Genomic DNA, 15,084 nt, shown 5'->3' on the forward strand with positions numbered 1-15,084 from the left:
CGCCGCGCAAAGGACGCTACGTTCAGGCTGCCTGCGCCAGCTCCATTTCAAGCCGGTCCCAGATTTCGACCAGCGCCTCGGTCAGCTCGCTCATCATCTCTTCGGTATGATGCGGGCCGGGGGTGAAGCGCAGGCGTTCCGTGCCGCGCGGCACAGTGGGGAAGTTGATCGGCTGAACATAGACGCCGTATTCGGCAAGCAGGATGTCGCTGATTTTCTTGGCGCGCACCGGATCGCCGACCATCAGCGGGACGATATGCGTGACGCTGTCCATCACCGGCAGGCCTGCCTCGGCGAACTTCAGTTTGAGCGTCGCGGCGGCCTGTTGCTGCGCGTTGCGCTCTACATTGGATTTCTTGAGGTGCTTGACCGAAGCGAGCACGCCCGCGACCAGCACCGGCGAAAGCGAGGTCGTGAAGATGAAGCCCGGCGCGTAGGAGCGGATGCAGTCGATCACGCGCTTGTCAGCGGCGATATAGCCGCCCATCACGCCGAACGCCTTGCCCAGCGTCCCTTCGATGATGTCGATCCGGTCCGCCGCATTGTCGCGTTCCGAAATGCCGCCGCCATGATCGCCATACATGCCGACCGCGTGAACTTCGTCGATATAGGTCAGCGCGTTGTACTTCTCCGCAAGGTCGCAAATCGCGTGGATCGGAGCAACGTCGCCGTCCATCGAATAGACGCTTTCGAAAGCGATGACCTTGGGCGTGTCGGCGTCCTCGGCTGCGAGCAGCTGTTCGAGATGGGCGATGTCGTTGTGACGGAAAACGCGCTTTTCACAGCCCGAATTGCGGATACCGGCGATCATGCTGGCGTGGTTCAGTTCATCGGAAAAGATCACGCAGCCCGGAAGCAATTTGGCCAGCGTCGAAAGCGTTGCATCGTTCGAAACGTAGCCCGAGGTGAACAGCAGGGCACCGTCCTTGCCGTGAAGCTCTGCCAGTTCCTTTTCAAGCTCGACATGCAGATGCGTGTTACCGCCGATATTGCGCGTACCGCCCGAGCCCGCGCCGACATCGTGCAGCGCTTCTTCCATAGCGCCGATCACGACATCGTGCTGGCCCATGCACAAATAGTCGTTCGAGCACCAAACGGTGATCGGCTTTGGACCGTTATGGCCGTGGAAGCACCGCGCATTGGGATAGGCACCCTTGTTGCGCATGATGTCGATGAACACGCGGTAGCGACCTTCTTCGTGAAGGCGGTCGATCGCGGAATCGAAAATCTGGTCGTAATTCACTGTCGCTCTGCTCTTTAGGAGGACTGCGCAAACAGCCCCCGAAGTTTCAGGACGACCCGTTGACCGGGCTCTTGACGTCCAAAACCCAAACACGTGCAGACCATACAACCCCCCGATGGCCCAAATGTTTCGAGGCCCCCTATGTAGCAATCCTCGCTCACAAGAAAACCGCGATCTTTGCGAGTGATTTGCAGGTAATCATCGGCCTAGAAAGCGCGCAATTCGTCGATCCCGTAAGCGCTAAGGGTGCCAGAGAGCGCTTCGAACTCGCCGAGATCCCCGGTGCTGACGGCAAAACTGGGTGCTGACGAATCGAATGCCTGCCCTTGGGTAAGGTGCGCGATCCGCCTGGCGATTCCCTCCGCCCCGTCGACGAAAGTCACGCCGCCGCCAAATTCTTCGCCCAGTTCTTCGGTCAAGAGCGGGAAGTGGGTGCAGGCGAGAACGACCGTGTCGATCTGGTCCCCGCCGTCCATCGCGCGAAGCGTCTGAACGGCGGATCGGATGGCGTCGCGATCTATCGGCGCGCCCCGAAGCTTGGCCTCTGCCGCGCGGACCAGTCCGCTCGCGCCATGCCGCAGCAGGCGCTTGTCGGCGGCGAACTCGGCTTCGAGATTGTCGACATAAGCCTGCCGCACGGTCGCCTGAGTACCCAGCAGGCCGATCGTGCCGGTCTTCGTGATCGCGGAGGCCGGCTTGATCGCGGGTACCGTTCCCACGATCGGCACTTCGAGCACGTCGCGCACCATGCCCAGAGCGATTGTGGAGGCGGTGTTGCAGGCGATGCAGACGAGGCGCGGCTGATATCGCTCGCTCATCCGGCCGAGCAGTCCGGCAACGCGGGCCGCAATCTCGGCTTCCGACTTGGTGCCATAAGGCAGACCGTCGAGATCGGCCGCGTAGATGATCGGCGCATCGGGCAACAGTTTGCGGACAGCGGCATGCACCGTCAGCCCGCCAACGCCGCTGTCGAACAGCAGGATAGGGGAGGATGGGTTCAAAATGACGTTTTCCGTTCGCCCATTAGCGTCGCAATGCTTGCCGACGCGCCGTACTTACTTTTAGAGCAAGGTCAAACCTTGTGGATCATGCGGGCGCTGGGATCGCGGCGCTGGGAGAACTTTGTGGAACCGCTACTTGCTGCCCTGCTTGGGTACCTGTCAGGCTCGATACCTTTCGGACTTTTGCTGACGCGCGCCGCTGGCCTTGGCGATGTGCGCAACATCGGTAGCGGCAATATCGGTGCGACCAATGTGCTGCGCACCGGTAACAAGGGGCTGGCCGCAGGAACGCTGTTGCTGGATCTGTTGAAAGGATTCGCGCCGGTCTTCGCCGCCGGGATGATCTGGGCAGGGGAAACAGGCGAGGTTGCCAAGGCATTCGCCGCGGGCGGCGCCGTGCTGGGCCACTGCTTCCCGGTCTGGCTCGGCTTCAAGGGCGGAAAAGGCGTTGCGACCAATGCGGGCGTTAGCTTCGGTCTCGCATGGGCGATTGGCGGAGCCTACGCGATCATCTGGCTCTCGATGCTGGCGATTTTCCGCATCTCGTCGCTTGCCGGGATGAGCGCGGTGGTCGCCGCCGCTGCCGCTGCGCCTTTGTTCGGATACCCGGAATTTTTCCCGGTTCTCGCCGCGATTGCCGGCCTGATCATCTATCTCCACCGCGAAAATATCGGGCGGCTGATGAAGGGTGAAGAACCCAAAATCGGCGGCAAGAAATGATGGCGCGGCTCATCTGATGGAGAGCGAAGGGTCGCAGCCGCAGCAGTCCAGGCCGGGGCTCAGCCAGACGGAGGCGTTTGCTCGCATCCGCCTGCTTCGTTCGCCTAACATCGGGCCGGTAAGCTATCGCCAGCTGCTTGCGCGGTTCGGGACGGCTCAGGAGGCGCTTGAGGCGCTGCCGAACATCACCTTGCGTGGCAAGACCTCCTATCGGCCCGCGCCGCCCGAACGGATCGAGCGTGAAATCGCCAGCGTGCGCAAGGCGGGCGCGCAGTACCTGTTCCATGACCAGCCAGACTATCCCGCACTTCTCGGCGAGCTGGAAAGCGCGCCTCCGATCCTGACCTGCCGGGGCCGGCTCGATCTCGCATCGCAGCCCTGCGTCGCAATCGTGGGCGCACGCAACGCTTCTGCGGCAGCGACCAGGCTGGCGCGCGACTTCAGCAGCGAATTGGCGGATGCCGGCTTTACCGTGGTGAGCGGTCTGGCAAGAGGGATCGACGGCGCGGCGCACGAAGGGGCGTTTCCGCGAACGATCGGCGTCATCGCGAGCGGGATCGACATCGCCTATCCGCCGCAGCACACCGATTTGCAGGAGCGTATCGCAAATGAAGGCCTGCTCATTGCCGAACAGCCTCCCGGCACCGAACCGCGCGGGCGCCATTTCCCAAGCCGCAACCGCATCATCGCCGGGCTCGCTTCGGGAACTCTCGTGGTCGAAGCCGCGCCCAAGTCCGGTACGCTCATCACCGCGCGGCTTGCAGGCGAGGCGGGCAGGGAGGTCATGGCGATCCCCGGCTCCCCGCTCGATACTCGCTCGCACGGCTGCAACCAGCTGATCCGCGACGGGGCGGTGCTGGTCTCGACGCCTGAAGAGGTGGCCGAATTGCTCCAGACCTTCACCGGCGCGCCGCGTTCAACCTATCGGGTTGCGGAAGACATGAGCCGGTTCGACTACGCCGAACTCAGCAAGCTGCAATGGGGCGAAGGTCTGGCATCCGGCGATGAGAGCGAGGCGATCACTCGCCTGCTCACCACCGCACCCATCGGCGTGGACGAGCTGATCCGCCAATCAGGCGCAAGTGCCGCAGCGGTTCATATGGCCCTTCTCGAAATGGAGCTCAGCGGCGAAGTCGAGCGCGGGGATGGCGGGGCGGTGCGCCTCACATGAAGTGTGACAGTCGCTTGGCAGGGCTTGCCGCATTGCGCTTCCAAACCTACTTGACGCGGCCCGAAACCCGACCCCACTCTCGCGCGTACGTACACGTGTAAGGAAATTCGACCTCTCTCATGCAGCTTGTCATTGTTGAATCGCCCGCCAAGGCGAAAACTATCGAGAAATATCTGGGCTCCGATTTCAAGGTGCTCGCAAGCTACGGTCACGTCCGCGACCTGCCGCCCAAGGATGGCAGCGTGCGCCCGGACGAAGACTTCGCCATGGATTGGGAGCTTTACCGCGACAAGCAGAGCCGTTTCAAAGAAATCGCGGATGCCGCCAAGGGCGCATCGCGCCTCGTGCTCGCGACTGACCCCGACCGCGAGGGCGAGGCGATCAGCTGGCACGTTCAGGAACTCCTGAAGAAGCGCAAGGCGCTGCCGACCAAGGTAGACCGCGTCACCTTCAACTCGATCACCAAATCTGCCGTTACCGAGGCGATGAAGTCTCCGCGCGAACTCGATCAGCCGCTGATCGACGCCTATCTGGGACGCCGCGCGCTCGATTATCTGTTCGGCTTTACGCTCTCGCCCGTCCTGTGGCGCAAGCTGCCGGGTGCAAAATCGGCTGGCCGTGTGCAATCCGTGGCACTACGCCTCATCGTCGACCGCGAGCGTGAGATCGAAGCCTTCAGGCCCGACGAATACTGGTCGGTTCTCGCTCATCTGGAGCAAGACGGAACCGCTTTCGATGCGCGTCTTGTGCGCTACAAGGGTGAAAAGCTGGAGAAGCTCTCGCTCGGGGCCGAAGGCATCGCGATGGAAGCGAAAGCCGCCGTCGAAGGCGGGCGCTTCACGGTCGAGGATGTCGAGAAAAAGCCGCTCAAGCGTAATCCCGCGCCTCCGTTCACCACGTCGACCATGCAGCAGGAGGCCGCGCGCAAACTCGGCTTTTCCGCCAGCCACACGATGCGGCTTGCCCAGTCGCTTTATGAGGCAGGCGCGATCACTTACATGCGTACCGACGGGGTGCAGATGGATCCGGGCGCGATCAACGCCTGCCGCGACGCCATCGGCGAGAAATTCGATGCCGCCTACCTTCCCGAAAAACCGCGCTTTTACAGCACCAAGGCCAAGAATGCTCAGGAAGCGCACGAAGCGATCCGTCCGACCAATTTCAGCCGCGATCGCGCGGGCAGCGGCGATGAGGCGAAGCTCTATTCGCTGATCTGGAAGCGCGCCATGGCGAGCCAGATGTCCACCGCACAGCTTGAACGCACGACCGTCACCCTGCGCGATGCCACCGGCCAGCACGAACTTCGCGCCACCGGTCAGGTCGTCGTATTCCCCGGCTATTTCGCGATCTATCAGGAAGGCCTCGACGATCAGGACGATGACGAGGACGGCATCCTGCCCGTGCTCAAGAAAGGCGATGTGCCTGCGAAGACCGGAGTGGAGGCTACCCAGCATTTCACGCAGCCACCGCCTCGTTTTTCCGAAGCTTCGTTGGTCAAGCGCCTCGAAGAGCTTGGTATCGGGCGTCCTTCGACTTACGCCTCGACCATTCAGACTCTACGCGATCGCGATTACGTGCGCATGGAAAAGAACCGGTTTTTCGCTGAGGAATCGGGCCGCCTGCTGACCGCCTTCCTCGAACGATTCTTCCCGACCTATGTCGCTTACGATTTCACGGCGGGCATGGAAGATGAACTCGACACGGTCTCCGACGGGCGCGAGGATTACAAGGAATTGCTCGCCAAGTTCTGGGCAGACTTCAAGCCCAAGGCTGACGAGGTCATGGAGAAAATGCCTTCGGAAGTGACCGAAGTGCTCGACGAATATCTCTCCGATTACCTCTTCCCCCCGCGTGAGGACGGCAAGGATGCACGCTATTGCCCGCTTTGCGATGCCGAAGGGCGTTCGGGTGGCAGGCTCGCGCTTCGCGGTGGCCGCAATGGCGCTTTCATCGCGTGTGCAAATTACCCCGAGTGCAAGTTCACCCGCGGTTTCGGCCCTCCACGCGAGGACGGAGACGATGCGGTGCAGGACGGCGTCATGGGCCAGCACCCCGAAACCGGCGCGGACATCCATCGCAAGTCAGGCCGCTTCGGCCCCTATGTCGAGATGGAAGTCGACGAGAAAAAACAACGCGCCTCGATCCCCAAGGATGTCGACGATTTCGACCTCGAATGGGCGATCAGGCTGCTTGACCTGCCGCGTATCATCGGTGCCCACCCAGAAACCGGCAAAGAGATCGAGGCCGCAATCGGTCGCTATGGCCCTTATCTGCGCCACGATGGCAAATATGCCAATCTCAAGACCACGCAGGACGTTTTCGACACCGGCATGAACGCCGCGGTCATGCTGCTCGCCGAAGCGGCTGAGCGAAAGGGGCGAGGGCGGGCCAAGGCGGAACCGATCAAGACGCTGGGCGAACACCCCACCAGCGGCGGCGAGATTAAGGTCATGCCGGGCCGCTATGGCCCATATGTGACCGATGGCACCACTAACGCGACGATCCCCAAGGATATCAAGCCCGAAGATATCGAGGCGGCCCAGGCCATCGAACTGATCGACGCGCGCGCGGCTAAGGGCCCTGCCAAGAAGAAAGGCCGCAAGAAAGCTGCGCCGAAGAAGAAGGCAGCACCCAAGAAAACGGCGGCAAAAAAGGCGCCGGCCAAGAAGAAGGCGGCGGCGAAAACCGACGGCTGAATGAGCGGGCCGGTACCAGCGCGGGTTGCGCAAACATAATCGTCACCCGCGTTGGTAAATCATTTATCATTGCTGCCTATCACGAGTCCCTAGACCAGGGACCAATGCCGTGATCGAAATCGAAGTTCAGAACGAGACTCACCAGACTCAGGAACGCCTCCGCTTTGCTGCGGTGCCCCGGATCGGAGAAGGCTTGCGCCTGCGCGAACCCGACGGGATGTGGGCGAGCTATGACGTGCTCGACGTATGGTACCAGAAAGCCGAATATGGCGACATCTGGATGCCTTATCTGCATGTCTGCATGACGCCCGGTGAAGCCGTGGGCGGCGATGATGTCGGCAAAAATCAGGAGGCGTTCGATGAGGACGCTTCCCATGACCTGCACGGCGAAGACGCATTCGCTTCGCTCGCACGGGAGGCAGAACCATTCAAAATCTGATCAAACGCACGACCGGCCCGCACAAGCAGCAGGCAAGGGAAGAGGCCAGAGCGAAAGCCGAGGAAGCGCGCGGGACCAATGTGCCCGATGGCGAGCCCATCGACACGCCCGAAGACGTGAAGGACCTGATCGACCCGGTCACGGGCAAGCAGACCGGGCAGCAGGGCGACGAAGCCGATGACATCGACGCCGTGGTGCGCGCCGCAAAGGCGATGCGCGATGGCGCCGGGCCGGAACAAGCGCAGCGCGCTGCGCAGAAGGTCTGCCTGATCGTCGATGACAGCCGCGTCATCCGCAAGGTTTCAAGCAAGATCGCCAAGAGCCTAGGCTACGTTCCCGTGGAAGCGCAGGACGGCCTCGAAGCGCTTGCCCGGTGCAAGAAGTCGATGCCGCATATCGTGCTGACCGATTGGGACATGCCGGAGATGGACGGACTTGAGTTCGTGAAGAACCTGCGCGCCATCCCCACGCCCAAGGCGCCCGTAGTGATCTTCTGCACCTCCAAGAACAAGGCCGCAGACGTGCACGCCGGCATCAAGGCAGGCGCGGATGACTACATCGTCAAACCGTTCGACGAGGCCGGATTGAAGGCAAAGCTGGAGAAGCTGGAGCGAGGGTGAGGCCGCGCAATTCGTATTTTCGACCACTGCTTCGAAAAAATCCACGTCACATTTGAGGTGTGCAGGATTAGAAAATGGTTACATCACCATTCTGGATAGTTTTCACGTCGGTTTGTCTGCTTGCCGTCAGCGCACGAAGAGTTAAACGGCACCGATGCCAACAATAGGTGGCCGCTCCCGCAATCCGGATCGTGCTTGCGGGAGCAGCCCTTCGTTAAATTGCTAGGTCCGACACTTTGGATCGTTTTCTCCCGCGCAAGGCGGATCGTTTTCGGCTGCCAGGCATGCCATAAGTCGTGCACCTGCAGCATTCTCACATTGCGTGTTTTGCGAGCAAGCAGCCACTTCATCAAAATAAGTCGAGAAGCAATTTCCAGTCGCCACAGCTGGTGTCGTATGAACAACAATACTTGACGAAACCAGCGTCGCTGCAGCCAACACCTTAAACATCATTTTCTCCTCTTAATTGCCTCGAATAAGATTAGTGGCGCTATCCTTTTGAATGCAAATGGAAAAAATTGTAATCTCGTTGGGATGTGCCTAAGGAAAGACAGAGCGAAGAATTTGCGCGGAAGTCTTGTTCATTTTCACCAAACTGTAATGCCTATCTGCGTTCAGTTTTATGTTCATCTAGCTTTGACGCTATCGTGTTCGCATCACCGCACCCAATCCAGCCCCATTTCCTCGAACACTTCCTTGTCCTCGGACCAGTTCTCCAGCACCTTCACGTGAAGGAACAGGTGCACCTTGAGCCCCAGAAGTTCGCTCAGTTCCTTGCGCGCAGCTTCGCCGATGGCCTTGATCTTTTGTCCGCCCTTGCCGAGCACGATGCCGCGCTGGGTTTCGCGGGCGACGACGATTTGCTGGTGGATTTCGAGGCTGCCGTCTGGGCGCGTCTTGTACTGTTCGGGGCGAACCGCGCTGTCATAGGGCAGCTCTTCGTGGAGCTGCTGGTAAAGCTGCTCGCGCGTGATTTCTGCGGCCAGCAGACGTTCCGATGCGTCGGAAACCTGGTCTTCCGGATACATCCACACGCCTTCGGGCATCCGCTCTGCCAGTGCCTCTTTCATCTCGGCAACGCCGTCTCCGGTGAGTGCCGACACGAAGAAAATCTCTTCAAACTCGATGCGCTGCGACATTTCCTGTGCGAGTTCGAGCAGGGGTTCTTTCTTCGCCCTGTCGACCTTGTTGAGCACGAGGATCTTGCGCTCCGGCCGCTGTTCGAGCGCTTCGAGCAGCGGTTCAAGCTCGTGTCGGCGCTGTTTGATCGGGTCCACGATCAGAAGAACAGCATCGGCGCTTTCCGCGCCTTCCCAAGCGGCACTGACCATCGCACGGTCGAGGCGGCGCTTGGGCGCGAAGATACCCGGCGTATCGACGAGAATCATCTGAACCGGCCCGTGCAATGCGATGCCGAGCATGCGTGCGCGCGTCGTTTGCGCCTTGGCGCTGGTGATCGCGACCTTCTGGCCGACCAATTGGTTCACCAGCGTCGATTTGCCCGCATTGGGCGCGCCGATTACGGCCACCACGCCGCAGCGGGTAGGGGTCTGCATCTCGCTCACCCGTATTTCTCCAGAAATTCTGCGGCGGCGAGTTTTTCCGCCTCGTGTTTGCTGGTCGCGACGCCTTCTGCCTCACCGACCCTGTGAATGCTGACCCGCACTGTGAAGCGCGCTGCGTGATCGGGGCCTGAGCGGTCGATCACGTCATATTGCGGCATGGCGCGGCGATTGCCTGCGGCCCATTCCTGCAATGCGCTCTTGGGATGTTTTGCCTTGCCGGCATCACCGGCGAGTTCGTGCTCCCACAGGTTCAGGATAATCGCGCGGGTCGCATCGAAACCGTTGTCGAGGAAGCTCGCGCCAATGAGCGCTTCCATCACATCGCCAAGGATATTGTCGCTGTCCGATCCGCCATCCTCGCGCGCCTGCTTTCCCAACCGGATGTGATCGGAAAGGCCGATCGTGCGGGCGATGCGCGCGCAGGTCGCCCCGCTCACGAGCGCGTTGAGGCGCTGCGAAAGCTGGCCCTCCTTGCTGCGATCGCTCGACCGGAACAGCCAGCTTGCGACCGACAGGCCCAGCACCCTGTCACCGAGGAATTCCAGACGCTGATAATCGGCTTCAGGCTGGCTGGTTGCGGTGTGGGTGGAGTTGAAGCTGCCATGGGTCAGCGCCTCCAGCCACATCGAGCCTTCCTTGACCTCGAAGCCGATCGTGCCGAGCCATTCATGGGTCTCGGGCGGAAGCGCACTCACAGCGTACCGCCAATCCGGCCCCAGCGAGCAGCGGTGAACCATGTCCACGGCTTGATCCATTCCGCGCTTCCGTCGGTCGACCACATGATGATCGTTGCCTCGCCAACAAGGTTTTCTTGAGGGACGATCCCAACGGCATCGCCAGCGCGCGCTTCGAAACGGCTGTCGCGTGAGTTGTCGCGATTGTCGCCCAGCACGAACATGTGACCTTCGGGGATGATCTTGGGCGCAAAATCGTCAGCCGGAGTGGTGCCGAAATCGAGCACTTCGTAGCTGGGGCCACCGGGGAGGGTTTCGCGGAACCGGGTGTAGCTGCAAATCGCCACGCCCTCTTCGTTGACGCGTTGTTCGCCGCCCCAGGCGCAGCCCGTATTCGGCGAGATTTCAATCTCGAAATCGGCAAGGGGTTCGCGCGGAATGAGTTCGCCGTTCAGGAGGATTTGTCCGTCCACGACCGCTACAGAATCCCCGGGCAGGGCAATGACGCGCTTGATGTAGTCGGTGCCATCGACAGGATGCTTGAAGATCGCAATATCGCCGCGCTCGGGCTCGCTGGCGAAAATGCGTCCCGGGAAGATCTCGACATCCATGGGCAGCGAATTGTTCGAATAGCCGTAAGACCATTTCGCGGCGAGCAGGTAATCGCCGTTGATCAGGCGCGGCACCATGCTTTCGGAAGGGATCGAGAAAGGTGAAAACACGAAGATGCGGAACATCAGTACCGCAAGCAGAAGCTTCAGAAGGAAAAGGGCGAAACTGGCCGGCGTCTCCTTGCGTTCTTCTTGCGAAGAGCTGCTTTGAGACTGCATGGCGGCGCTGCCGTCAGATTGGGTCTTAACATCCATCACGGACCCCCTTACTCGCGAGGTCCTGTCCCGCCTAGGGGGTGTGTGCGAAGAAACGCAACAGACCCGTGCAAACGACTATCGAAGGAACATGGCCCGATGACTGATCAATCGTGTATCGCAGATGCTTGGGACCGGCTCGCAGCGCTGCCCAAGGAAACACTTGCGGACCTGTTCAGTGCAGATGAGGCCCGTGTTTCGAAACTCAGTCAGAAGCTCGAATTCGATCTGGGCGAACTTGGTAAAGTCGGCATGCTGCTCGACTGGTCGAAAACGCACCTGACCGACGCAGCGCTCGACCTATTCGAGGACTTGTCTGAGACGGCAGGTTTCAATGCTGCACGCGATGCCCTGTTCGGGGGCGGTATCGTCAACCCGACCGAGGGGCGACCAGCAACCCATGGCGCCATGCGCGGCAGCGGGCGCGAAAGCGATGTCGAGGAAGCCGAGGCGCTTCTCGCACGCATGGGCATGCTGGTCGAAGCGATCCATCAAGGAGCGCTGGGCGAGGTCAACCACCTCATTCATATCGGTATCGGCGGTTCGGCGCTTGGTCCTGATCTTGCGGTTGATGCGCTCACCCGCGATCTCAAGCTGGTCGATGTGAACGTAGTGTCGAACATCGACGGACTTGCGCTCGAACAGGCCTTTGCGCGGTGCGATCCTGCAACGTCTCTGATCGCCGTCGCGTCGAAGACCTTCACGACAACAGAGACCATGACTAACGCGGCGAGCGCCCTTAAGTGGCTGGCCGACAATGGGGTGAGCGATCCCAGCGGACGCGTCATCGCACTGACCGCCAATCCGGAACGCGCGGTTGAGTGGGGCGTCGACGAAACGCGCATCCTGCCGTTTCCCGAAAGCGTAGGCGGGCGCTACTCCTTGTGGTCCAGCATCGGCTTTCCCGTCGCGCTTGCCGTTGGGATGGAGGATTTCAGCGCGATGCTGGCCGGCGCGCAGGCGATGGACACGCATTTCCGCGAGAGTGAAGGGCGTGCCAATGGTCCGCTCCTCGCGGCTTTCGGCGACCTTTACTACGCGCGCATTCGTGGGTGTCAGACACGCGCTGTCTTTGCCTATGACGAACGCCTCGCTCTGCTTCCCGATTATCTCCAGCAGCTTGAAATGGAATCGAACGGGAAAAGCGTGACGGTAGATGGTCAACCAGTAAGCGGGCCAACCGCGCCGATCACCTGGGGCGGGGTTGGGACCGATGCGCAACATGCGGTCTTCCAGCTGTTGCACCAAGGCACGCATCTGGTCCCGGTTGACTTCATCGCCTCGATCGCTCCGGGAGACGAGCTCGATCCTGCGCATCATTCGAGCCTGCTGATGAACTGCCTCGCGCAAGGGGCGGCGCTGATGGCGGGCAAATCGTCGGATGATCCAGCGCGCAATTACCCCGGAGACCGGCCTAGCGCCATGTTCCTGCTGGATGATCTGGATGCAGCTGCTCTTGGCGCGCTGATCGCCTTTCACGAACACCGCACCTTTGCCAATGCAGTGCTGATGGGGATCAACCCGTTCGACCAGTTCGGGGTGGAGCTTGGCAAGGCGATGGCAAAAGCAATCGACAGCGGGGAAGGCGATTTCGATGCGAGCACCATGGCTTTGATGGAGGCAGCGGGGCTGGGCGGTTGAACGAGCGAGCGCCTCAGCTCGCTTCACATCTTGTTCAGATAAACCCGCATATAGATGAACTCATTGGATTGCGGAGCGTTTGTGTGGCTCCGCTACATCATGCCTGACATGTGATTGTCATATCTGAAAAGTGCGATGGCATGATTTTCGCGATTCACGACGCTTTAAGTCACGCGATGGATCGATAATTCTCAGATTGATCGTCTTGCGGCAAACTAATTACGCTGCGGCGCAGCATCTGAGTCATATTTGCACTTTCACAAATTCTGCGTATTTTCGCAGTTCTGTCGCAACCCCTTTCCGATTAACCAAAGGTCCGCCCCATGAACCGTCTCCTCGCGCTGTCTGCAGCAACCGCTGCCCTTACGCTTACACCTGCAGCGCTTGCGAAGGCCGATGGCGATGAAACCGGTGCACAGGCTGCCTCAGTTGCTGCGGGTGAAGCTACCCCAGTGCGATTGAAGGAATGGACCGGCGACTGGGAACTGATGAAAACCTCGCGCCGCATGCGCGTTTGGCGTTCGCATCTCGCTTACAAGCTGACCGTCGATGCGGCTGGCGAAGTGACGGATTGCGAGATCACCGAGGAGTTTCGCATGCGCCGGGTCAGCGACAGGCTGTGCGATGTGCTGAGCGAGCATCACATGTTCGAACCTGCCCACAACGCTGCGGGCGCTCCTGTCGAAGGCAGCTATGTCTCGCGCATTTCGTACATGGACGTTCGCAATCGTCTTGAAGGCGAGTAATCGCCCCTAGAGCACAATTGCTTTGACATTGTGGCGGCGCGCGCCCATTTGGCGCACCAACACGAGGCGCTTTTGTGCCCGCGTGAAGCGGCGGCTATGAATTCATCCGCCCCGGCAGCGCCTCGACCAAGTCTTTAAAGCTCCCCAATTCACGCGGGTGGTTACCAACCCCGCGCTCCCGCATGCCGATCCGGCATGCGTGTCGCATATTATTGCGAGTCTCAATGACCCAGTTTTCTGATCTCGGGCTTTCACAGCCCGTACTCCAGGCTCTTGACCTCAAGGGCTATTCTACTCCTACTCCCATTCAGGAGCAGGCCATTCCGCCTGTCCTCGAAGGCCGCGACCTGCTCGGCATCGCGCAGACCGGCACCGGCAAGACAGCCGCGTTCATGCTTCCCAGCATTGATCGCCTGCGCGAAGCCGACAATCGCATCCCATTCAAGTCGTGCCGCATGCTTGTGCTTGCACCCACGCGCGAACTCGTCTCTCAGATCGCTGTGAGCGCCAAGGAATATGGCGCGCTTGCCGGCCTTAAGGTGCAGTCGATCGTTGGCGGAACCAGCGTCAACAAGGATCGTAACAAGCTGCATCGCGGGACCGACATCCTGATTGCAACGCCGGGCCGGTTGCTCGATCTGATCGACCAGAAGGCGTTCAACCTCGGCTCGGTCGAAGTGCTCGTTCTAGACGAGGCTGACCAGATGCTCGACCTGGGCTTCGTCCATGCGCTGCGCCGCATCAGCCAGTTGGTGCCCAAAGAACGACAGACGCTTTTCTTCAGCGCGACCATGCCCAAGGCGATCAAGGAACTCGTCAGCGGCTATTGCAACAATCCGGTGCAGGTCTCCGTCACGCCTGAAAGCACGACGGCAGAGCGGATCGACCAGTACCTTTTCATGGTGCAGCAGGACGAAAAGCAGTCGCTCCTCGAGCTTATTCTGTCAGGCCGTCACAAGGTGCCCGGCGAATTTGAGCGCATCCTCATCTTTACCCGAACGAAACACGGCGCCGACCGCGTCGTAAAGAAGCTGAGCCGCGCCGGAATCCCGGCAAATGCGATCCACGGCAACAAATCGCAGCCTCAACGCCAGCGGGCGCTCGACGAGTTTCGTCGTGGCAAGACCATGATCCTCGTGGCGACCGATGTTGCGGCGCGCGGGATCGACATTCCCGGCGTTAGTCACGTTCTTAATTACGAGCTGCCCAACGTGCCGGAACAATATGTCCACCGCATCGGGCGCACGGCACGTGCGGGCAAGGACGGGGTCGCAATCGCCTTTTGCGCCGAGGACGAGCGCGCGTATCTCAAGGATATTCGCAAAACGACCGGCGCAGAGCTCGACCGTCTCAGCCTGCCGGAAAACTTCCGCGCCGTGGTCGAAGGGGTCGGCCCGACCAAGCCAGAGCCGCGCGGCGCGACACGCGTTTCGGCAAAAAAAATCAGGCCCAAGCCTGCCGGCGCATCGGCAGGAAAGCCTGCAGGTGACGGTTCTTCCAAGCCCAAGAAGCCAGGTGGCAAGCACCCTTCGCGCAAAGGCCGGCCTTCCGGGCGTCCCGGCGGCAATCCGAATGGTAACTCCCGCCGCAGCGGTGGTCCCGGTCGGCGCGGTCGTCGCGGTTCACCGGGCGGCGGCAGCGGGCGGGCTCAATCGGCGAACGGCTGAGCCTTTCACTCGGCGCGAAAAATCGCTGATCCCTG

General features: G+C 60.7%; 13 protein-coding genes. 8 read left to right on the forward strand and 5 right to left on the reverse strand.

What is annotated here, in order from left to right; translation table 11 throughout:
* Positions 1-22 precede the first annotated feature (22 nt).
* Positions 23-1,243 carry a 5-aminolevulinate synthase gene (hemA, locus tag CD351_RS08665; protein WP_111992285.1) on the reverse strand — a complete coding sequence of 407 codons (1,221 nt, stop codon included), beginning with the start codon at positions 1,241-1,243 and terminating at the stop codon, positions 23-25.
* A gap of 206 nt (positions 1,244-1,449) precedes the next feature.
* Positions 1,450-2,244, reverse strand: coding sequence for a glutamate racemase (gene murI, locus CD351_RS08670; protein WP_111992286.1), 795 nt, complete (start codon positions 2,242-2,244; stop codon positions 1,450-1,452).
* An 87-nt stretch (positions 2,245-2,331) separates the two neighbouring features.
* Between murI and plsY the strand changes: the two genes are divergently transcribed.
* The 5 genes from plsY to CD351_RS08695 all read left to right on the forward strand — a co-directional run bounded on the left by plsY (position 2,332) and on the right by CD351_RS08695 (position 7,890).
* A complete protein-coding gene (gene plsY / locus CD351_RS08675; RefSeq protein ID WP_111992287.1) occupies positions 2,332-2,964 on the forward strand; it encodes a glycerol-3-phosphate 1-O-acyltransferase PlsY in 633 nt (210 codons plus the stop codon).
* A gap of 16 nt (positions 2,965-2,980) precedes the next feature.
* Entirely contained in the window at positions 2,981-4,135 is a 1,155-nt protein-coding gene (gene dprA / locus CD351_RS08680; protein WP_111992288.1) for a DNA-processing protein DprA, read from the forward strand.
* A 119-nt stretch (positions 4,136-4,254) separates the two neighbouring features.
* Positions 4,255-6,831: a type I DNA topoisomerase gene (gene topA / locus CD351_RS08685; protein WP_111992289.1), complete on the forward strand. Its 2,577-nt coding sequence runs from the start codon at positions 4,255-4,257 to the stop codon at positions 6,829-6,831.
* Positions 6,832-6,940: 109 nt separating this feature from the next.
* A complete protein-coding gene (locus tag CD351_RS08690; protein ID WP_111992290.1) occupies positions 6,941-7,270 on the forward strand; it encodes a hypothetical protein in 330 nt (109 codons plus the stop codon).
* 80 nt (positions 7,271-7,350) lie between these two features.
* Positions 7,351-7,890, forward strand: a complete 540-nt coding sequence (locus tag CD351_RS08695) for a PleD family two-component system response regulator (RefSeq protein WP_234027086.1) — start codon at positions 7,351-7,353, stop codon at positions 7,888-7,890.
* Between the two features lie 656 nt (positions 7,891-8,546).
* Here the strand turns inward: CD351_RS08695 and era are convergent.
* From era to lepB, 3 genes are read right to left on the reverse strand one after another with little or no spacing between them, the layout of a single operon-like run.
* On the reverse strand, positions 8,547-9,446 hold the full coding sequence (gene era / locus CD351_RS08700) for a GTPase Era (RefSeq protein ID WP_111993675.1): 900 nt from the start codon (positions 9,444-9,446) through the stop codon (positions 8,547-8,549).
* Positions 9,447-9,451: 5 nt separating this feature from the next.
* The gene (rnc, locus tag CD351_RS08705; protein WP_111992291.1) at positions 9,452-10,150 is read right to left on the reverse strand and encodes a ribonuclease III; all 699 of its coding nucleotides are present in this window, start codon (positions 10,148-10,150) and stop codon (positions 9,452-9,454) included.
* Positions 10,147-10,995, reverse strand: coding sequence for a signal peptidase I (gene lepB / locus CD351_RS08710; protein WP_111992292.1), 849 nt, complete (start codon positions 10,993-10,995; stop codon positions 10,147-10,149). The genes rnc and lepB overlap by 4 nt, the downstream gene beginning before the upstream one ends.
* 99 nt (positions 10,996-11,094) lie before the next feature.
* Between lepB and pgi the strand changes: the two genes are divergently transcribed.
* The 3 genes from pgi (at position 11,095) to CD351_RS08725 (ending at position 15,049) form a co-directional block, all read left to right on the forward strand.
* Entirely contained in the window at positions 11,095-12,636 is a 1,542-nt protein-coding gene (pgi, locus tag CD351_RS08715) for a glucose-6-phosphate isomerase (protein ID WP_111992293.1), read from the forward strand.
* A gap of 323 nt (positions 12,637-12,959) precedes the next feature.
* Positions 12,960-13,382, forward strand: a complete 423-nt coding sequence (locus tag CD351_RS08720; protein ID WP_111992294.1) for a hypothetical protein — start codon at positions 12,960-12,962, stop codon at positions 13,380-13,382.
* 224 nt (positions 13,383-13,606) lie between these two features.
* Complete coding sequence (locus CD351_RS08725; protein WP_111992295.1) at positions 13,607-15,049, forward strand: DEAD/DEAH box helicase; 1,443 nt, start codon at positions 13,607-13,609, stop codon at positions 15,047-15,049.
* Positions 15,050-15,084: the final 35 nt, after the last annotated feature.

The organism is Erythrobacter sp. KY5 (genome assembly GCF_003264115.1).
Classification (GTDB): Bacteria; Pseudomonadota; Alphaproteobacteria; order Sphingomonadales; family Sphingomonadaceae; genus Erythrobacter.